The sequence below is a fragment of the Paraburkholderia sp. SIMBA_054 genome, assembly GCF_046534875.1.
In the GTDB taxonomy this organism is placed as follows: Bacteria; Pseudomonadota; Gammaproteobacteria; order Burkholderiales; family Burkholderiaceae; genus Paraburkholderia; species Paraburkholderia hospita.
The window spans coordinates 102,334-122,756 of the sequence record NZ_JAWRXV010000025.1; the positions used below are offsets into that span (position 1 = coordinate 102,334).

The window sequence follows — 20,423 nt, forward strand, 5'->3', positions numbered from 1 at the left end:
CCTTCCAGTCTATTTCCTCAGACCATATAGAAGCTTCAAGTCTTCCGTCGATGTGCCGTAAACGCAGTCAGAGCGCCATGATCCATAGCAAACGGCGCCGCGCACAACCACCGCATACGCAATGCGTTACGACGCGCCTCTCATCGACATCTCACAGGAAGAAGCATGAACAAGGGCATCACCATCAAGGCGCGAATCGGCCTGACGATGGCTTTTCTCGCCGCGTTGCTGGTCGCGATTGGCCTTCTCGGGCTGTTCGGCCTGAGCCGCTCGAACGAATCGATGCGCGACATGTACACGAACCAGATGCCGAGCGCCGTCGATATCGGCAACGCCGAGATTTACGCGGCGCGCGAGCGTCTCGCGCTGGATCGCGCGGCGTTCATGATCGGCACGCCGGAAGCGGCCTCGACGCTGGAGCGCGCCCGTTCGATGCGCACGTTGTCGGATGAATGGTGGAAACGTTATCTGTCGCTGCCGCGCGAAAGCGAAGAAGATCGCCTCGCGCAGGAAGCCTCGGGCAAGCGGGACGCGCTGCATCAGGTGATGGAGTCCTTCTACGCAATCGTTAGCGCAAACGATCAACCGAAAATCCTCGACGGCGCGAAGCGTCTGCAAGCCGCCTATAACGACCTCTCCACGGCCGACGACACGCTGCGCAAATACCAGTTCGAACAGGCAAAAGATGGCTTCGACAGCGCGCAGTCGAGCTTCTCGACGTTCCGCGTGTTTAGCATCATCGGACTCGCCGCGGGTGTGCTCGCCGCGCTCTTTTCGTACTTCACGCTGCGCGGCGCGATTGCAGGGCCGCTGTCGGAAGCGCTCGGGCACTTCGACGCGATCGCCTCGGGCGATCTGCGCCGTCCCATCGTCCCGACCTCGCGTGACGAAATGGGCCAGCTGATTGAAGGCATCGGCAAGATGCAGCGCAGCCTGACGGAGACCGTGCGGTCCGTGCGTTCGGGCAGCGAGTCGATCGCGACGGCCACGCGCCAGATCGCGGCGGGCAATATCGACCTGTCGTCGCGCACGGAAGAGCAGGCGTCGGCTCTGCAGGAAACGGCATCGAGCATGGAAGAGCTCACGGGCACCGTGAAGCAGAACGCCGACAATGCCCGCCAGGCGAGCGCGCTCGCGGCGAATGCGTCGGATATCGCCAATAAGGGCAGCTCGGTGGTCGGCCAGGTGGTCGGCACGATGGGCGACATCAACCAGAGCTCGGCGAAGATCGCGGACATCATCGCGATCATCGAAGGCATTGCGTTCCAGACCAACATTCTCGCGTTGAACGCGGCCGTCGAAGCGGCCCGCGCGGGCGAGGAAGGCCGCGGCTTCGCGGTGGTCGCGGGCGAAGTGCGCAGCCTTGCGCAGCGCTCGTCGGCGGCGGCGAAGGAGATCAAGGAACTGATCGATACGTCGGTCGAGCGCGTGCAGGTGGGCTCGGCGCTGGTCGACGAAGCGGGCCGCACGATGACGGAGATCATCAGCGCGGTGCAGCGCGTGACGGACATCATGGGCGAAATCGCCGCGGCATCCGAGGAGCAGAGCAGCGGCATCGACCAGGTCGCACGCGCTGTCACGCAGATGGACGAAGTGACGCAGCAGAACGCGGCGCTCGTGGAGGAAGCGGCGGCGGCTGCGTCGTCGCTGGAAGAGCAGGCGGCCAAGCTGCGCACGACCGTTTCCGTGTTCCAGGTCGACGAATCGGGCGGGGGCGGCGCATTTGCCGCCACGCCGGCGAAGCGCGCCACGCGTCACGCCGCGCCCGTCAGCGCGCGCCGCAGGGTCGCGCCGTCGATGCCCGCGGTGAACCCGGCGCCCGCCGCGCCGGCCGCTGCGTCCGCATCCGCGCCCGCCCGTGCGGCAGCGGCGCCGCAAAAAGTGGCGGCGACATCGGATGCGGATTGGGAAACTTTCTGACGCACCAAAACTGGGCTTGCGAGGCGGCATGCACCGCCATGCGTGAGCGAGCGCTTCGTCCGCTGGCGCGGACGGTTGCGTAGTGATGCAGAACCGGGGACGACTGCCCATGCCAGGGCAGTCGTCTTTTTCTTTTTGGCGCACGCCGAACCCGACCCGGCGCGTAATTGTTCCGGTACATTGACGAACGCGGTGGCGAACCGGCCGCCCGATGTCGTCATGCATCGTCCCACGCCGCATGACAGCATGCAGACCGTATGACGTGAAGGCCGTGCGGCAACCCTCGTCGTGGCCTTTGCGTTGCCGCAACGCCATGCGCCGTTGCATCTGCCTCGCCACGCCACGCCCCAACAGCCAACAGGGAAACGACATGACGGATCATGACCTCGCGCAACGCCTCGTGCATGCGCGCCGCCAGCACCGCGCCATCGGCACGCTGCCGCTCGACACCCTTCCTCCCGATGCCGCCACGGCCTACGCGATCCAGCAGGCGGTGATTGCGGGCCTGGGCGGCACGACGGGCGCCTGGAAAATCGGTGCCAAAGCGCCGGGCGGCTCGACCTCGGGTGCGCCGATTCCGGCTGCGTTGACGGTCGCGTCGCCGGCGCGGCTCGAACATGGTGCATTTTTCCGCGTGCTGCTGGAGCTGGAGGTCGCGTTCCGCTTTGCCGAGCCGATCGAGCCGCAAGGCCAGGCCTATGCGCGCGATGAAGTGCTCGCGCGCGTCGGTTCGGTGCTGCCCACCATCGAGATCGTCGACAGCCGTTTTGCCGAATGGCCGAACATCGCGCCGCTCGCGCAACTCGCCGACGCCCAGAACAATGGCGCACTGGTGACGGGGCATCCCGTGCCTTATGCGTCGATCGCGCGCTCGTTCGATTTCGTTTCGCCCGAGCTCGAACTGACGTTCGACGGCAAGTCGCTCGTGCCCGAATCGCCGGGCAATCCGGCAGGCGACCCGCGCGAGCTGCTGGTGTGGTTCGTCAACCATTGCGCGGCCATGGGTATCACGATCGAACCGGAATGGACCATTACGACGGGCTCGTATGTGGGCGCGCATCGCGTCGATGGCCCGGGCCGCGTATATGGCCATATCGACGGACTGGGTGAAGTCGAAGTCGAGTTGACGTAAACCACTAACGTACCACTGCGCGTCGAACGCCACCTTCATCCCACCCCATGCGGCAGCGGCACGTCGATGACGTTCCGCTGCATGCGCATGCACCCATGCCCGCCTGCACCGGCACTGTCGACCATGAACGGCAGGCGAAGACGGGCGAACATCTGGTTACATCCATCTATTCAGATACGCGCTGCACACGTCGTCATACAGACATGAACGAGCGTGCATGCTGACCCTGCGCACATCATGGATTTTGACGTCGCGCAACGTTTGCGACGTCGGGAGCATGCAGTCGTGCGTATGCAGGTTTGCGTTGAACGAAATGACATACGCGCTGACGAACAGCAGGAAATGCGCGTTGGCGCACATGCGAAACATGTAACACAGCGAGCGCGCTGTCGTCGCAAGCACCGATGCGCGCGTTATGGCGGAAAGGACGGCAGCGACGCTGTCGAAGCATGAAGCATCGCGACGATGGAAGTGAGTCACATGCACTGCACGTACATGCAAGACGAAGTAATGTGTGGACGTAATGTGGTCAGGCAGACAGCGTGCTACGTGGGTCTTTTGCGAATGTGCGTAAAAGTGCAGGAAACGGTAATGCAGGAAACGCGAGTGCAGGGAACGCGAGTGCAGGGAACGCGAGTGCAGGGAACCGCGCGATGCCACATGGTTCGTACGTCATGCGACAGATGAAGTGCGGGGAAGGAACGCAGGATGCAATGCAGCACTGCCGGTCATATTCCGCGCGGTGTGGGCAATGATTGTAGGTGACCGAATTTGCGTCATCAAGCAGGGGTAGGACAGTGCTAGCTGTGGCGCGATTTTCACAACGTAGTTCGTGAAAAAAAATTTAAAAGGGTTTAGGATGAATTCGAGCGATGTCGTTTCCTGATAGCGCGCCGCGCACGACATCGTCCCAGACTTCGGCGAGGAGGTAGCATGGATATCTACAGCAGTTTCGCGACCCGCTTCGAGAAAACACGAGAGGAGGAACTTTCGCTCGAGGAGTATCTCGCGCTCTGCAAAGAAAATCCCGCCGCGTACGCCACGGCCGGCGAACGCATGTTGACGGCAATCGGGGAACCGGAACAGATCGACACTCGTAACGATCCGCGCACTTCGCGCATCTTCGCGAACAAGGTCATCAAGGTATACCCCGCGTTCCGTGAGTTCTACGGAATGGAAGACGTGATCGAGCAGGTGGTCGCCTACTTCAGGCATGCTGCCCAGGGGCTCGAAGAAAAGAAGCAGATTCTGTATCTGTTGGGCCCGGTGGGCGGCGGCAAGTCGTCGATCGCCGAACGGCTCAAGCAGCTGATGGAACGCGTGCCGTTCTATTCGATCAAGGGTTCGCCCGTCAACGAATCGCCCCTCGGGCTGTTCGATTATGACGAGGACGGTCCTATCCTCGAAGAGCAGTACGGCATACCGCGCCGCTACCTGAAGAACATCCTCAGCCCGTGGGCGGTCAAGCGTCTGCACGAGTACAACGGCGACATCCGCAAGTTCCGCGTGGTACGCCGCTACCCATCCATCCTGCGGCAGATCGGCATTGCGAAGACCGAGCCTGGCGACGAAAACAATCAGGACATTTCGTCGCTCGTCGGCAAGGTCGATATCCGCAAGCTCGAACAGTATGCGCAGGACGATGCGGATGCATACAGCTATTCCGGCGGCCTGTGCCTCGCGAACCAGGGCTTGCTCGAGTTCGTCGAAATGTTCAAGGCGCCGATCAAGGTGCTGCACCCGCTGCTCACGGCCACCCAGGAAGGCAACTTCAAGGGCACGGAAGGCTTCGGTGCGATCCCGTTCGACGGTGTCATCCTCGCTCACTCGAACGAGTCCGAATGGAAGGCGTTCCGCAACAACCGCAACAACGAAGCACTGCTCGACCGTATCTTCGTCGTGAAGGTGCCGTACTGCCTGCGCTACTCGGAAGAGATGAAGATCTACGAGAAGCTGCTGCGCAATTCGTCGCTGTCCAACGCCGTGTGCGCGCCGGGCACGTTGAAGATGATGTCGCAGATGTCGGTGCTCACGCGCCTGCAGGAACCGGAGAATTCGAGCCTCTTTTCGAAGATGCAGGTGTATGACGGCGAGAACCTGAAGGACACCGATCCGAAGGCGAAGTCGTATCAGGAGTATCGCGATTTCGCGGGCGTCGACGAAGGCATGACGGGTGTGTCCACGCGCTTTGCGTTCAAGATACTCTCGCGCGTGTTCAACTTCGACACGACGGAAGTCGCGGCGAATCCGGTGCACCTGATGTACGTGCTCGAACAGCAGATCGAGCGCGAGCAGTTCCCGCCGGAAACCGAGCAGAAGTATCTGTCGTTCATCAAGGACGTGCTCGCGTCGCGTTATGCGGAATTCATCGGCAAGGAGATTCAGACCGCGTATCTGGAGTCGTATTCCGAGTATGGGCAGAACATTTTCGATCGCTATGTGACGTACGCCGACTTCTGGATTCAGGACCAGGAGTTCCGCGACCACGACACAGGCGAGAGCTTCGACCGCGCGTCGCTCAATGCCGAACTGGAGAAGATCGAGAAGCCTGCCGGTATCAGCAACCCGAAGGACTTCCGCAACGAGATCGTCAATTTCGTGTTGCGCGCGCGTGCCGCGAACGGGGGCAAGAATCCCGCGTGGATCAGCTATGAAAAGCTGCGCGTCGTGATCGAAAAGAAGATGTTCTCGAATACGGAAGAACTTCTGCCCGTCATCTCGTTCAATGCGAAAGGGTCGGCGGAGGAACAGCGCAAGCACGAGGACTTCGTCAACCGCATGGTCACCAAGGGCTATACGCCGAAGCAGGTGCGGCTCTTGTGCGACTGGTATCTGCGGGTGCGCAAGTCGTCATGAAATGCGTAGCGCAAAGCTCGCTCGAACGGGTTCGCTTCACCCGGTTCGCGCGAGCCTCCTGCGAGGCGCGAGCCGCATGGACATAAGGTTGCATGCGCAACTTGCGCCCCGCGTATTCCAAATCGGAGCGGGAGACTGGATGTGCTTCATCAAATCATCGACCGCAGGCTGGCAGGCAAGAACAAGAGCATTGCAAACCGCGAACGCTTTCTGCGTCGCGTAAAGGGATACATTCGGCGCGCTGTTTCGGAAGCGGTGCGCGACCGTAGTATCAAGGATATTCAGAACACCCAGAGCATCACGATTCCGCGCAAGGACATCGCCGAGCCTTCGTTCCGGCATGGTCCGGGCGGCAAGCGCGAAATGGTGCACCCGGGTAACGCCGACTATATCCGCGGCGACAAGATCCAGCGTCCGCAAGGAGGCGGCGGCAGCGGCGGCGGTGGCAGCGCCAGCAACGAAGGCGATGGGCAGGACGATTTCGTCTTCGAACTGAGCCGCGAAGAGTTCATGCAGTACTTCTTCGACGATCTCGAACTGCCGCGTCTCGTGAAGACCCATCTGCTTGCCGTGCCGACGTGGAAGAGCATTCGCGCGGGCTGGGCTGCGGAAGGCACGCCGAACAACATCGACGTGGTGCGTTCGCTGCGCAGCGCGTTGGGCCGGCGTATCGCGCTCGGCGCGCCACTCGTCAATGAACTCCACGAACTCGAAAAACAGCTCGAAGAGATGAAGGCGGACCCCGCCGACCGTCGCGACGAGATCAAGGTGCTCGAAGACGAGATCCATCATCTGCGCGGCCGCATCTGGCGCATTCCATTTATCGACCCATTCGATCTGCGTTACGTGAACCGCGTGAAGCAGCCGCAGCCGTCCAGCCAGGCCGTGATGTTTTGTCTGATGGATGTGTCGGGGTCGATGGACGAGCAGCGCAAGGATCTCGCCAAACGCTTCTTCATCCTGCTGTATCTGTTCCTCAAGCGTAACTACGAGAAGATCGAGGTGGTGTTCATCCGCCACCATACGCGTGCCGAAGAAGTCGACGAAGACACGTTCTTCCATTCGACAGAGAGCGGCGGCACGGTCGTGTCGAGCGCGCTGGAACTGATGCAGAAGATCCTCGACGAACGCTACTCGCCTACTGAATGGAATATTTACGGCGCACAGGCTTCGGACGGCGACAACTGGACCGACGACTCGCCGAAGTGCCGCAAGATACTCAGAGATGACATTCTCGAGAAGGTGCGGTATTTTGCGTACATTCAGGTGACGCCTGAAGAGCAGAACCTGTGGCTCGAATATGCGCAACTCGCGCTGTCGCAGCCGCATATGGCGATGAAGAAGGTCGAAACAGCGGCGGATATCTATCCCGTGTTCCGCGAGCTGTTCGAAAAGCAGGTGGAAGCCGCATGACGACTCGTCACCTGCACAACGAGGCGCGAGGGTACGAGCCCGAGCGTAAGAAAGGCGTGCCGAAGCAGGGTAAGGCCGGGCATGCCGAGGCGAACACGGCACACGCGCAGGACGCGCGTGCGCCCGATGCCGGAGCAGGCGTAGTGCCTGACGCAGCTGCAGCACGGGGACCCACCGGGGCGCCCACCAAAGGGCAAAGGGAAGTCCGTATGAACGTTGCCGACAGAAGGCCGTTGCCGTGTCCGTCCGACTGGACCTTCGAGCTGATCGAAGAGTACGACACTCACATCTCGCATGTTGCGGAGCAATATGAACTTGATGTCTATCCAATCCAGCTCGAGCTCATCAGCGCTGAACAGATGATGGACGCGTACGCGTCCGTCGGCATGCCGGTCAATTACCGGCACTGGTCGTTCGGCAAACACTTTCTCGCCACTGAAAAAAGCTACAGACGCGGGCAAATGGGCCTCGCGTATGAGATCGTCATCAACTCCAACCCCTGCATCGCGTATCTGATGGAAGAGAACACGATGACGATGCAGGCGCTCGTCATCGCGCACGCGGCCTATGGGCATAACTCGTTCTTCAAGGGGAACTACCTGTTCCGTCTGTGGACGGATGCGCACGCGATCATCGATTACCTCGTCTACGCGAAGAACTACATCGCGGAGTGCGAAGAGCGTTTTGGCCTCGACCGCGTCGAGGAACTGCTCGACTCGTGTCACGCGCTGATGAACTACGGCGTGGACCGCTACAAGCGTCCGCAGAAGCTGTCGCTGCAAAAGGAGTTCGCCGCGCGCCGCGAGCGCGAAGCCTATCTGCAGTCGCAGGTGAATGAATTGTGGCGCACGCTGCCGAATCGTCACACGCCGCTGCCCGAGGAAGTGGACGAGCGCTATCCGCCGGAGCCGCAGGAGAACCTGCTGTATTTCGCGGAAAAGAACGCGCCGCTGCTCGAACCGTGGGAACGCGAAGTCATCCGGATCGTGCGCAAGGTTGGTCAGTACTTTTATCCGCAGCGTCAGACGCAGGTGATGAACGAAGGCTGGGCGACGTTCTGGCACTACACGCTGCTCAACACGATGTACAACGAGGGCAAGCTCGAAGACGGCTTCATGATGGAGTTCCTCCATTCGCACAGCAATGTCGTCTATCAACCGCCCGTGACCAAGCCGTATTACAGCGGCATCAATCCGTACGCGCTCGGCTTTTCGATGATGAGCGACATTCGGCGCATCTGCGAGAGCCCGACGGAAGAGGACCGCAAGTGGTTTCCGGAGCTCGCGGGCAGTCCGTGGTTGCAGGCGCTGCATTACGCCATGCGCAATTTCAAGGACGAGAGCTTTGTCGCGCAGTATCTGTCGCCGCATCTGATCCGTGAAATGCGGCTCTTCTCGGTGCTCGACGATGATATGCGCGATGCGCTCGAAGTTTCCGCGATACATGACGACAGCGGGTATCGGTATGTGCGTCAGGCGTTGTCGCGGCAGTACGATATGCATCATCGCGAGCCGAATATTCAGGTGTATTCGGTGAACACGCGCGGCGATCGTAGTCTGACGTTGCGGCATTTCATGAGCGATAACCGGCACCTGTCGGGTGATAGCGATGAAGTGCTCAAGCACATGGCGCGGTTGTGGCAGTTTGATGTGTACCTGGAAAGTGTCGATGAAAACGGCACGGTGAGGAAACGCTACGAATGCCGTTATACGGCGCCTGCCGTGCGGGTCTGAGTGGATCTTTCCGGCTGGCTTTGCCTTCGTGGCGCGGCCGGTTTGGTTGTTCTGGCGTTTGCGGGCATTCTGCTTTTGCCTTTATGCCTTTTCGCTGGCATCCGCGTTGCGGTGTCTGCCATTCAAGCGTCGCCCCTGTGCGGGGCGGCACCTACTTTTCTTTGCCGCCGCAAAGAAAAGTAGGCAAAAGAAAGCGGCTAACACCGCCAGTTCTAGTTCTTGCCTGAGGGCCCCCAAACGGTCCCGCGCTTCACACGGCAACCACGTGACTCATGTTTGTTGCCAACGCTCTCTCTGTGCGCCTCACCCGCTTCACGCACCCGCGTTGCAGCACACCGCGCCAGACATTCCTCTGCCGCCCAGGTGGCAAACTGTGTGTAGGCCGTAGCACTGCACACGCCTCACTTCGGACCCGATAGCGCGCGCATACCTCCATGTAAGAGCGCCAAGCTATACGACGCGACAACCTACACACAGTTTGCCACCTGGGCGGCAGAAACCATTCGCTGCCGCTAGCACGTGTGCGGGTGTCTGAAGCGGGTGAGGCGTTCATTCGAAGCGTTGGCAACGAGCACTAACCAGGGCACTGCCGTGTGAAGCATGGGGACGTTGGGGGCCCGTGGATAAGAACACGGGCTGGCGGTGTGAGCCGCTTTCTTTTGCCTACTTTTCTTTGCGGCGGCAAAGAAAAGTAGGTGCCGCCCCGCACAGGGGCGACGCATGAAGCACGAAGGCAAAACGCGGATGCCAGCACAGGGGCGACGCATGAACGGCAAACACCGTAACGCGGATGCCAGCGAAAACACGAGCAAACCAAACCAAACCAAACCAAACCGCTCACGCAACAAACCCCCGCATCGCGAATGCCAAAAAACCCTCCAGAACCGCACCCACGTGCCGTTATCCAACGATATCCGTTAAGATACCGACCGCGCAAAACCTTACATATCTATAGAATCTCGCACGCGTGCTGCAACCCGGTTGCAACGAGACCGAAACCTGGATGCAAACCAGGTTGGAGCGCAAAACAAAGCGGCGTTCGACCGCTAAAACCTTAAGAAGGGACCGACCCAGCATGACCGACACGACCATCTTCACTCCCTCCGACACCCGGCGCCGCATCTTTGCGATCGTCGGCGCTTCGTCGGGCAATCTCGTCGAGTGGTTCGATTTCTACGTCTACTCGTTTTGCGCGCTGTACTTCGCGCCGGCGTTCTTTCCGAAGGGCGATACCACGGCACAGCTGCTGAATACAGCGGGCGTGTTCGCCGCGGGCTTCCTGATGCGCCCGATCGGCGGCTGGTTCTTCGGGCGCCTCGCGGACAAGCGCGGTCGTCGCTTCGCGATGATGGTGTCGGTGTTCATGATGTGCGGCGGCTCGCTCGTGATCGCCATGCTGCCGACCTATGCGCAGATCGGCGCGCTCGCGCCCGCGTTGCTGCTCGTTGCGCGCCTGTTCCAGGGTTTGTCGGTGGGCGGCGAGTACGGCACCAGCGCAACCTACATGAGTGAAGTCGCACTGAAGGGCCGTCGTGGATTCTTCGCGTCGTTCCAGTACGTAACGCTGATCGGCGGCCAGTTGTTTGCGCTGCTCGTGCTCGTGATCCTGCAGCAACTGCTGACGACGGAAGAACTCAAGGCCTGGGGCTGGCGCGTTCCGTTCGTGGTCGGCGCGCTTGCCGCGCTGGTCGCGCTGTACCTGCGCCGCTCGCTCGACGAAACGACCACGGCCGAGACGCGACAGCGCAAGGAAGCGGGCACGCTGCGCGGCATGTGGAAGCACAAGGGCGCGTTCTTCACGGTGCTCGGCTTCACGGCGGGCGGCTCGCTGATTTTCTACACGTTCACGACCTACATGCAGAAGTACCTCGTCAACACGGCGGGCATGCACCCGAAGACGGCCAGCAACGTGATGACGGGCGCGCTCTTCGTGTACATGATCATGCAGCCCGCGTTCGGCGCGCTGTCGGATCGCATCGGCCGCCGTCAGTCGATGCTGCTGTTCGGCTTCTTCGCGACGATCGGCACGGTGCCACTGCTGCACGCACTGAAGGACGTGACGAGCCCTGTGATGGCGTTCGTGCTGGTGGTGATTGCACTGGCTATCGTGAGCTTCTATACGTCGATCAGCGGCCTCATCAAGGCCGAGATGTTCCCGCCGGAAGTGAGGGCGCTCGGCGTCGGCCTGTCGTATGCCGTTGCCAATGCGATCTTCGGCGGCTCGGCGGAATATGTCGCGCTGTGGCTCAAGCAGGCGGGCAGCGAATCGATGTTCTACTGGTACGTGACCGTGCTGTGCGCGATTGCCGGCCTCGTGTCGTTCCGCATGCGCGATCCGTCGAAGGTAGGCTACCTGCGTAACGAGCCGTGATGCGTGCGGTCTGAAGCGCGAGGCTGAAATGCAAAAAGCGGCTCTTTGAAAGAGCCGCTTTTTTTTATGGTGCTTTTGACTGCTGCGCGATGCGCGCGAAAGACGCTCAGGGGAAGCGCGGCGCCGAAGGCGGCAGTCCGCCGCGCGACCTCATCGCGATGAACGCGCGCGCGATCAGCGACAGGTGATAGTAGAACCGCGTGTCGAAACCATATGCATACGCATACGGATGCTCGAACGCCACGCGCAGCGCCGCAAACGGCGCGTCATTCTTCGCGTACAACGACACGACGATGGGCGCGAGCCTTCGCAGCGCGAGCCGGCGAGCCGGTTCAAGCGACGCGTCGAGTTTGAGTGCCGTCACGAACTCGAAGGCCGTCCGCGAAGCGGCGAATGTCGAGCCGCGCGTGCTGTGCGAAATCGATACGTCTGTCTTGCGGTAGTACGACACATAGCGATGCAGGTAATACACCTGTGAAGCGGCAAGGCACAACTCCGAGCCGAACACGTAATCGCAGCACATGCCCACATCGTCGCGATAGCTGATGCGCTTGACGAGATCCGCATTCGCCATCCAGCCGTTGTTCGGGAACATCTGCACGAGACCCGTGCGTCCCGGCTGCTTTTGCAAGCCTTGCGCGAGCGCCGTGCGATGGAAGTCGGCATTCAGCGCCGCGCTTTTCGACGTATCGACGTTGCCTTGCACATCCACTTCATACTGGTCCGCGAACGCGACTTCGAGTTGCGGATGCTGCTTCCACAGTTCCAGCAGACTCGCGATGCCGTCGTTGGCGAAGTAGTCGTCGTCGTGAATCAATGCGATCTTGTCGCCGCTGGCGCGCGCGAAAAGACTCGCGACGTTGCGCGCCTGGCCGAGCGATGGCTCGTTCCTCACGTAGCGAATGCGTGTGTCGTGCGCGTAGCGCGCTTTGATGAGCGCTTGCGTGCGGTTGTCGCTCGAATCGTCGCCGATCAGGATTTCGATGTTCGTATGTGTCTGAGCCAGACACGAGTCCAGACATTCGACGATCAGCTCAGGCCGATTGCAGGTCGGGACGCAAATGGAAACCTTGCAGGATGTCGTCATTGTTTTCCGCTCGCTCCATTAAACCGAAGGCCACATTACGAAATGTTTCGCTGCAAGCAGCAAGGTAGATGAAGGGCGTAGAAAAATAACCAGAAATAATTCAGTAAAAAATGCAGGGCGCGTCATGTAGAACGGCAGACAATTCGCGCGACGCGTCGAAAAAAATACGGCGGCCCTGCAAAATGTGCAGGCCGCCGTATTTCTTGCCGCAAATGACCGCGCTCGCGCGCGATTTGTATCAGAGCCGATATCAGCCGATATCAGCCGACGGGAGGCTCGCCCTCGCCGGATTTCTTGCCGGGGCGATCCGCTGGCGACTGCTTGCGGTCGTCGTCGTCACGCTCGGGCATCTTGCTGTTTTCGTTGTCGCCATGAACCGGGGGTTTTGGGTGTTCGATGTCGCCGCCCGGGCTGGTTGTGGCTGCTTTTTGCTGCTTTTCGCTGCTCATGAGACTCTCCCTCCTGACAATGCCTGTCGATGATCGAGCAATTGCCGCTCCCGTCCCGCCATTGATAGACTCATCGGCAGGCGCCAACCATTAAAAACAGCCTGACGGAGACAAGCTATGAGCAAAATCGCGTTTCAGGATTTCGAACGCCAGGTCTTGCAACGCCACATGATCCGCGGACATGTGTACGAGAATGCCGCCGCGCTCGTCGATCGCGCGAACGCGTGGCTTGCGGAGCACAACGTCGATGTGATCAACATCGAAAGCCTGTCGACCTTCGGTTCGGGCGACGATACGAGCGTGAGCCACTGGTATTCGGGTATCCGCGTCTGGTATCGGGTCGAGTAGCGTTGCGGCGCGGGCCGCTTTTCGCCGTCCGCGCTTCTTGTCCGCTACTTGCCCGAGACCACCAGCTTCACCTTGTTCGCGCCGGCGGGCATCGCGGTGATCTGCGTGCGCGTTTCGCGCGGACCGAGATAGAAGTGCTGACGCGCAGGCGAATTCACGTCATGCGTGGCGTCGGGCAGGCACGAGGCAATGTCCGCCGCGACGGCCTGCAAGGCAGTCATACTCGACCCTGCGCCGCCGCTCGGCGTCCATGAGCATTCGTAGCTGCCTTTGGCCGCGCCGCATTGCGCGTCGGCGCCGTAGGGCTGCGCGACGCCTTTGCCGTCCTCCGGCGTCAGTTGAGTAAAACCCGTGGGCGCGGCCGCGACGATGCGCTTGAGCGCCGTGCAGGGGCTGGGCGCGTCGTCGGCGCGCGCCGAGAGCGGCATCAGCGTCACGGCTGCTAGCGCGGTGATGGTGAAGATCCGTTGGATCGGATGGATGCGACAGGCGCGTCGGCTCGGGTGCATGTGCGTCTCCTTGGCATGGATGGCTGCGGAGCATGCGTTGGCAGCCGATCTGCCCAGCACTGTGCAATGAACGCGCCTGATCGCTCTCGCGCACCGGAAGCGCCCGGGTGGCACGGAGCGGCGCGTCGATCACAGGAGAAGCACGACGTCAGGCCGTCACTTCGTGATGCTCTTCGCGCTCGAGCGAGCGCGTGCGGCGCAATTCCGGAAACAGCTTCATCCACAGCAGCGCGATCGCGATCGTTGCGCATCCGCCGATGAGCACGGCTGTTTGCGCACCCCACCAGCCCGCCGTCACCCCCGACTCGAACTCGCCGAGCTGATTCGACGTGCCGATGAACAGCGAATTGACGGCGCTGACACGACCGAGCATTTCGTCGGGCGTGCGCAATTGCACGAGCGACAGCCGCACGACCACGCTGATCACATCCGATGCGCCGAGCGCCATCAGCGCGAACAGCGACACGATGAACGAATGCGACAGTCCGAACACGAGCGTTGCGATGCCGAACGCGATCACGCCGCCGAACATCGCCGCGCCGGGCCGCTTGCGCAACGGGAAATGCGCAAGCCAGATCGTGCCGCCGAGCGCGCCGACAGCCGACGCTGACCGTAGCAGGCCGAGGCCGAGCGGCCCCGCATGCAGCACGTCGCGCGCGAAGATCGGCAGCAACGCGGTCGCGCCGCCGAACAGCACCGCAAACAGATCGAGCGACAGCGCACCAAGAATCACCGGCTGGCTACGGATGAAACGCACGCCCGAGAACACCGATTCGAGCGTCACGGGTGCGCGCGGCACGGGCTTCGTGCGCAGCGGGATCGTGCTGACGGCAGCGGAAGCCAGCGCGAACGACAGCGTGCACGCGAGATACGCCGCGGCTGGCCCGATGCCGTAGAGCAGGCCGCCGAGCGCCGGCCCGCCGATCTGCGCGGCCTGGTTCGCGGAGGTGGCCCACGCGGTCGCCTGCGAGAGCTGCGCGCGCGGCACGACACCCGGCAACAGCGACGCGACAGCGGGCGACTCGAACGCGCGTGCCGCGCCGACACAGGCGGCGAGCACGTAGATCACGGGCGCGCTGATCCAGCCGCCGAACGTGCCCCACGCGAACAGGGCCGCCGCCACGCATTCGAGCCCCTGGCAGATCGACGCGATGCGCCGCCGGTCGTAGCGGTCCGCGACCTGGCCGACGACGAGCGTCAGCACGAACATCGGCAGAAACTGCGCGAGGCCGACGAGACCGAGCGCGAATGCGCTATGCGTGAGCGCGTAGATGTGCCAGCCCATTGCAACGGCGAGCATCTGGAACGACAGCGACGACAGCACGCGCGTACACCAGAAACGCTGGAACGGCGTCTGTCGAGGCAGGCTGATTTCGGGAGCGCGGTCGGCGTCGCCGACGAGCTTGTCGAATGCATGAGCGGCGGTGGGGGCGGTGGTCGGGCTGACCTGTTCGCTGGTGTCGGCGGGTGGTGTTTTCATCGATAGATGGATCGTCGTCCCATATAGCGGGCACGATTTCCGTCGTGCATGCGTGCCTGCGCTCAGGCACCGCATTTGCACGCGCATTGGCGGAATGGCTCAACGGAACCGCGTGTTCTGTCGAGACTTCGTTCGGGCCGCCAGTGTAGAGCAAGTCAGCCGCGCTTGCCGCGTCGCACCCGAAGAGGTCTGGCATGACCCGTTACGCGGCATTACGGTGACGTTGCGCTGCACTTTTCAAACGACCTATATGAACCCTTGAACTATGGATGATCTGCTCGCCCGTATGTTTCACCTCCAACCGTCGCTGCTCGTAACGCTCACGCATGACCTGATGCATGCGGGCATGGCGATTCTGATCCTGATTGCCGGCTGGTGGCTGTCCAACCGGCTCGGCGCGCTGCTGTCGAAGGCGATGTCGCGCACGCACGCGGACCCGACGCTCGCGCCGATGATCAACGCGATCGGCACATGGGCCGTGCGCGTGCTCGTACTGTTCGCAGCGCTCAGCGAAGTCGGCGTCGCAACGGCAAGCGTGCTGGCTGTGCTCGGCGCGGCCGGTCTCGCAATCGGCCTTGCGCTCCAAGGGACGCTGCAGAATATTGCAGCCGGCATTATGTTGCTGATGCTGCGGCCGTTTCGAGCCGGCGACGTGATCGAAGGCACGGGCGCGACGGCGGGCATCGTGCGCGAAGTGGGGCTTTTCACGACGCGTATCGAACGCAGTGACGGTAATGCCGTTTTCGTGCCGAACAGCCAGATCTGGAGCAATCCCGTGATCAATTACAGCAGCGGCGGCACGCAGCGCGTCGAGGTGAAAGTCGACATTGCGCAGCGCAAGGACGTCGCCTGCGCGATCGAGGCGCTGAGGAAGATGATTACCAGCGATCCGCGTGTGCTGGGCGGCGCGACGCTCGCGCCTGTCGTGACGGCAGCGGATCACCGGCGCGGGGCTGGCGCGGTGGTGCGGGTCGCCGTCTGGGTCAGCGGCTCGGACGCCCAACTCGCCGCCGATGATATGCGCGATCGTGCGCGGATCGTGCTGGAAGAGGCGGGCTGCAAGACGGGCGACGCGACCCGCGGGCAGCGTACGGAGACGATGCGTGCGCGTCAGTCGGAGACGCCTTTCGCCTGATTGACAATCCTTCGGCAGGCACCGTTTGACATCGGGCAGACGCGCCTGATCATCCGCGAGCCTCAACCCTGCGCCAATCGGCGCACGGCACGCACCTTTTAATCGCCACATCTGCCCGTTTTCTGAGTCTTTCCCCCGCTACATTGCCTCTTTTCCAAGCCAGGCGGCACGCACGCGAGCGTGCATTTCCGCACTGGCATGTTGCAAAGCCGCAATTCTGCCTAGGTATAAACCCTAGTATTGAGATAAAATGCCGGCTTAAAGGAAGAGATAGCCATGTCGCCCCGTTTTCAGATCTTTGAAAAAATTGCCTTTTCGCTGGTCGTGATGTCCGCCGTGCTGTGCTCCGGCTATATCGCGTGGGAAACGTCGCCCGGTTTCCAGGACGCCGTGCACGCGAGCGCCGCTGCCGTGCGCTGGAGCGGCGACTACTCGTTCATCTGCGCTTCGACGGCAACCAACGCCTGCGATCAGCTGCCCATCGACTGACTCCTCGACGCCGAACGGCATACGAAGCTGGCGCGTCTCTCGGCGCAGGCCAGCGAGCAGCGTCGCGTAATTTTCACTCCTTCCGTCCGTCTTTTTTTCAACGCGCCCGCCGGTCATCCGGCCTGAGCCGCGTCCCGTCTCGAACATGCATCAGGAATGCAGCTTGCTTTCAATTAAGCGGCTGGGCTTCGTCTGTCGCTACGACACGCGGCCCGTTCCATCGAAAGCCGTCGTCGCCGTCCGTCGATCATCATGATCCGGACTGCACGGTGTAGAACAATTCCGATGCATTCAGGAGCCGCGCCATGACGTCCGCCACCCGCTATGAAATGCAGATCCTGCAAACGGACATGCGCATGCTGATCGCCGTCGACGACACTGCAATCGAGTTCATTCCCGGCACGACCGTTGGCGGCGGCATCGCGGGCAAGCCGTACGCCGTGCTGCACACGGATTCGCTCGCCACGCTGAGCGGCTGGCGCGAGGTGATGCAGGCAGGCGGGCGCCCGCATCGGCTCGTCAATAACGCCTATGGCTACCGTCAGGAAGTCAACAATCCCGACTGGTAAAGCCACCGTCGCCACCGTCCGGACGCGCGTCACCGCGGCCACGCGGCGCGGCGCGCTTCGGTTCCGCTTCGGCTCATCTTTCACCGCTGAACGCGGCGCATGCTGACGATCCTGCTCACGGCCGTGGTCACGCTCGTCGTCGTGCTCGCGGTCGCCAATCTGTCGACGGGCGAAAAGAAGATCGAGCACAAGATCGAGCGCCGGTACGGCAGCGACGATCCCCAGTTCATCCGCTCGATGGGTCTGCTGCTGGGCCCGCCCGTCACATCCGGCAACCGCTTCGACGTGCTCCTCAACGGCGACGAGATTTTTCCGTCGATGCTCGAAGGCATTGCGAGCGCGCAGAAAACCATCACGTTCGAAACGTTCATCTACTGGTCCGGCGCGATCGGCGAGCAGATCGCCAGCGCGTTGTCGGAAAAGGCACGCGCAGGCGTTGCTGTGCATGTGCTGCTCGACTGGGTTGGATCGCAGAAGATGGATCGGCACTATCTGCAGATGCTCAAAGATGCAGGCGCTGAAGTGATCCAGTACCACAAGCCGCACTGGACCGGGCTTGGCCGCATGAACGACCGCACGCACCGCAAGCTGCTGGTGATCGACGGACGCATCGGCTTCACGGGCGGCGTCGGCATCGCGCAGGAATGGACGGGACATGCACAGGACGACATGCACTGGCGCGATTCGCATTTTCGCGTGACGGGGCCGGTGGTCGGACATATGCAGGCCGTCTTCATGGACAACTGGATCAAGGCGACCGGCAAAGTATTGCATGGGCCCGACTATTTTCCTGAAACGGAAGAAGTGGGCGATGGCCTCGCACACATGTTCAGCAGTTCACCGTCGGGCGGAAGCGACGACATGCAGTTGATGTACCTGATGGCGATCACGGCGGCTACGCACTCAATCCATCTCGCGAGCGCCTATTTCGTGCCCGACAAGCTGACGATCAACGCGATCGTCGAAGCTGCGAAACGGGGCGTCGATGTGCGGATCATCACACCCGGCAAGCACATCGACACGCATACCGTGCGCGAGGCGTCGCGTGCATGCTGGGGGCCGCTGCTCGAAGCGGGCGTGCAGATGTTCGAGTACCAACCGACGATGTTCCACGTCAAGCTACTCGTCGTCGATGACTACCTGGTGTCGGTCGGCTCGACCAATTTCGATTCGCGCTCGTTCAAGCTGAACGACGAGGCCAACCTCAACATCTACGACGAGGCGTTTGCGCGCCGTCAGACGCAGATCTTCGCCGACGATCTCGCGAAGTCCAAACGCGTGACGCTCGACGACTGGAACAGGCGACCATGGACCAGGAAACTCGTCGATCGCGCGGTCGCGCTGCTCGATTCTCAGCTTTGACGTGCGCGGGTGTTCGAATGGCGCCCGTATGATCGGCGCGTGGCGGCGGACGCATGCATAGGCGGCGCGCGCTCGGGTGGATCGCCTGCGGGCGGCTCCTGGCTGGGCGGCGCGCGGTCCGGTTCGCGCCCGGGGATGGGCGGTGAGCGCGGGTCCGGGTCGGGATCGTCGTCGGGCGGCGGCGCCGGATCGGGTTCGACCTCGGGTGGCATCGGCGTATGCAGGCGACTGCCGGTGCGAGTCGGTGAAATAGAAAACATAGGAAATGCGGTCTGGTTCATCGTGTGGATCTCTCGAAAGCAGTTCGATACATCGATGAATTCCGCAATGCATGTGCCATCCATCCGCGCATCACGATGCATGCGTCGGGAACCACCGCCTGCACGATAGTTCGACGCGCACGATAGTGCATCGTGCTAGAACCGCTCGATCATCCCGATCTGCACGCCACGAACGGGCGCCCCCGGATAAGCGACGGGGATGCCCGTCACGTTCACGCCGCGCAGCGTGAAGGTGGCCTGTCCGCGATTTTCGAGGTCGGCGGCGCTGAGATAGAGCAACAGCGCCTTCGATACCTGATAGTCGAACGCGATGCTGAACTGATCGGCGTCGTTGTCACCGCCGCTGCGGTCGCGCGCGTGCGCGTAACCGACGGATGCACTCGCTTGCGGCGTGATCTGCCATAGAGCGGACACCGAGAGCCCGTCGTCGTGATAGCGCGGCGTTCCGCCGTCGCCGTTGAAGTACGCGACGAAGCCTGTGAGCGCGCCCCACTGGTACGACGCGCCCGCGAAGTTCGCGCGCAAGGCGCCGTCGCCATGTGTCTGCTGGTGCGCGTAGAGCAGCTTCATGCCGTCGAGCGCCCACTCGGCTGTCACGTAGTAGCCGCCGATGCCGTTGCCGTCACCCGGATCGCGCAGCGCAACCATACCCGTCGCGCTGAAGCCACCGATGGTCGGCGACAGATAGGCGAACGCATTGTCGGTATAGGGCGTGATCTTCGACAGGTTGTTCAGTCCGGATGCGATCGTGCCGGCGCCGAAGGCGTCGAGTTGCCCCTTGAACGGAATGTAGAGGGGCGAATACTGCCGGCCGGCGCGCAACTCGCCCCACGCGCCGTGCGCACCGATCCATGCCTGCCGGTTGAAAATGCTGCCCGGCACCGAGAACGCGCCGCTTGCCGAATCGAAGCCGTTCTCCAGTGTGAAGACGAGGCTGTTGCCATCGCCGAGCGGCTCGCTACCGTGCAGGCCGAAGCGCGTGCCGCGATACGCGCCCGAGTCCATGCGCGCGACATAGCCGCTGCCGGGATTGGTCACTTCGATGCTGGTGTCGATCAACCCGTAGAGCGTCACGGAGCCTTGCGCACGGGATGGCGACGCAGCGACGAGCAGACAGACGAGGGCGAGCAGACGGCACACGGCAACGAGCGCTACAAAGCGTCGCCGCGAAGGGGAGCATGGATCAGGAAGCGGCAGCCGGCTGGACGTGACGGACGTTGGCATCTCTCGGGCGATTGTTATGGAGTCGCGAGGGCGCAACGCCATCGACGACACTGCCGCATGCAGAT

General features: G+C 62.0%; 18 protein-coding genes. 12 read left to right on the forward strand and 6 right to left on the reverse strand.

Annotated features, from left to right (window positions below; translation table 11 throughout):
* Positions 1 to 165: 165 nt before the first annotated feature.
* The 7 genes from SB822_RS28190 to SB822_RS28220 all read left to right on the forward strand — a co-directional run bounded on the left by SB822_RS28190 (position 166) and on the right by SB822_RS28220 (position 11,425).
* A complete protein-coding gene (locus SB822_RS28190) occupies positions 166 to 1,920 on the forward strand; it encodes a methyl-accepting chemotaxis protein (protein ID WP_090836040.1) in 1,755 nt (584 codons plus the stop codon).
* Positions 1,921 to 2,290: 370 nt separating this feature from the next.
* Complete coding sequence (locus SB822_RS28195) at positions 2,291 to 3,052, forward strand: 2-keto-4-pentenoate hydratase (RefSeq protein ID WP_086910160.1); 762 nt, start codon at positions 2,291 to 2,293, stop codon at positions 3,050 to 3,052.
* A 933-nt stretch (positions 3,053 to 3,985) separates the two neighbouring features.
* Positions 3,986 to 5,908, forward strand: coding sequence for a PrkA family serine protein kinase (locus tag SB822_RS28200; RefSeq protein ID WP_007586951.1), 1,923 nt, complete (start codon positions 3,986 to 3,988; stop codon positions 5,906 to 5,908).
* A gap of 141 nt (positions 5,909 to 6,049) precedes the next feature.
* Positions 6,050 to 7,321: a YeaH/YhbH family protein gene (locus tag SB822_RS28205; RefSeq protein ID WP_007586952.1), complete on the forward strand. Its 1,272-nt coding sequence runs from the start codon at positions 6,050 to 6,052 to the stop codon at positions 7,319 to 7,321.
* Positions 7,318 to 9,054, forward strand: a complete 1,737-nt coding sequence (locus SB822_RS28210) for a SpoVR family protein (protein ID WP_007739090.1) — start codon at positions 7,318 to 7,320, stop codon at positions 9,052 to 9,054. The genes SB822_RS28205 and SB822_RS28210 overlap by 4 nt, the downstream gene beginning before the upstream one ends.
* A gap of 720 nt (positions 9,055 to 9,774) precedes the next feature.
* Positions 9,775 to 9,975, forward strand: coding sequence for a hypothetical protein (locus SB822_RS28215; protein ID WP_143055707.1), 201 nt, complete (start codon positions 9,775 to 9,777; stop codon positions 9,973 to 9,975).
* Positions 9,976 to 10,129: 154 nt separating this feature from the next.
* On the forward strand, positions 10,130 to 11,425 hold the full coding sequence (locus SB822_RS28220) for an MFS family transporter (RefSeq protein WP_007586954.1): 1,296 nt from the start codon (positions 10,130 to 10,132) through the stop codon (positions 11,423 to 11,425).
* A gap of 106 nt (positions 11,426 to 11,531) precedes the next feature.
* On the opposite strand, the gene SB822_RS28225 is transcribed toward SB822_RS28220, so the two are convergent.
* Both SB822_RS28225 and SB822_RS28230 read right to left on the reverse strand, forming a co-directional pair.
* Positions 11,532 to 12,512 carry a glycosyltransferase family 2 protein gene (locus tag SB822_RS28225; RefSeq protein ID WP_090836041.1) on the reverse strand — a complete coding sequence of 327 codons (981 nt, stop codon included), beginning with the start codon at positions 12,510 to 12,512 and terminating at the stop codon, positions 11,532 to 11,534.
* A gap of 260 nt (positions 12,513 to 12,772) precedes the next feature.
* The gene (locus tag SB822_RS28230) at positions 12,773 to 12,961 is read right to left on the reverse strand and encodes a hypothetical protein (RefSeq protein WP_090836042.1); all 189 of its coding nucleotides are present in this window, start codon (positions 12,959 to 12,961) and stop codon (positions 12,773 to 12,775) included.
* Positions 12,962 to 13,078: 117 nt separating this feature from the next.
* On the opposite strand from SB822_RS28230, the gene SB822_RS28235 reads away from it, so the two are divergent.
* Complete coding sequence (locus tag SB822_RS28235) at positions 13,079 to 13,309, forward strand: hypothetical protein (RefSeq protein WP_007586962.1); 231 nt, start codon at positions 13,079 to 13,081, stop codon at positions 13,307 to 13,309.
* Between the two features lie 44 nt (positions 13,310 to 13,353).
* On the opposite strand, the gene SB822_RS28240 is transcribed toward SB822_RS28235, so the two are convergent.
* Positions 13,354 to 13,818 carry a hypothetical protein gene (locus SB822_RS28240; protein WP_007744588.1) on the reverse strand — a complete coding sequence of 155 codons (465 nt, stop codon included), beginning with the start codon at positions 13,816 to 13,818 and terminating at the stop codon, positions 13,354 to 13,356.
* Between the two features lie 148 nt (positions 13,819 to 13,966).
* Complete coding sequence (locus SB822_RS28245) at positions 13,967 to 15,298, reverse strand: MFS transporter (RefSeq protein ID WP_244144592.1); 1,332 nt, start codon at positions 15,296 to 15,298, stop codon at positions 13,967 to 13,969.
* A gap of 265 nt (positions 15,299 to 15,563) precedes the next feature.
* Here SB822_RS28245 and SB822_RS28250 point away from each other — a divergent pair, with 265 nt between their 5' ends.
* From SB822_RS28250 to cls, 4 genes are all read left to right on the forward strand, one after another.
* Positions 15,564 to 16,433, forward strand: a complete 870-nt coding sequence (locus SB822_RS28250; RefSeq protein ID WP_090836043.1) for a mechanosensitive ion channel family protein — start codon at positions 15,564 to 15,566, stop codon at positions 16,431 to 16,433.
* A gap of 276 nt (positions 16,434 to 16,709) precedes the next feature.
* Positions 16,710 to 16,922 carry a hypothetical protein gene (locus SB822_RS28255; protein WP_042315252.1) on the forward strand — a complete coding sequence of 71 codons (213 nt, stop codon included), beginning with the start codon at positions 16,710 to 16,712 and terminating at the stop codon, positions 16,920 to 16,922.
* 305 nt (positions 16,923 to 17,227) lie between these two features.
* Positions 17,228 to 17,491: a hypothetical protein gene (locus SB822_RS28260; protein ID WP_007744583.1), complete on the forward strand. Its 264-nt coding sequence runs from the start codon at positions 17,228 to 17,230 to the stop codon at positions 17,489 to 17,491.
* 99 nt (positions 17,492 to 17,590) lie between these two features.
* Positions 17,591 to 18,853, forward strand: coding sequence for a cardiolipin synthase (cls, locus tag SB822_RS28265; protein ID WP_079485204.1), 1,263 nt, complete (start codon positions 17,591 to 17,593; stop codon positions 18,851 to 18,853).
* Here the strand turns inward: cls and SB822_RS28270 are convergent.
* Positions 18,844 to 19,134 (reverse strand): hypothetical protein, encoded by a 291-nt coding sequence (locus tag SB822_RS28270; protein ID WP_090836061.1) that lies wholly within the window; start codon positions 19,132 to 19,134, stop codon positions 18,844 to 18,846. The two genes, cls and SB822_RS28270, sit on opposite strands and share 10 nt — an antisense overlap.
* Before the next feature lie 135 nt (positions 19,135 to 19,269).
* Complete coding sequence (locus SB822_RS28275) at positions 19,270 to 20,358, reverse strand: porin (RefSeq protein ID WP_244144593.1); 1,089 nt, start codon at positions 20,356 to 20,358, stop codon at positions 19,270 to 19,272.
* Between the last annotated feature and the right edge of the window lie 65 nt (positions 20,359 to 20,423).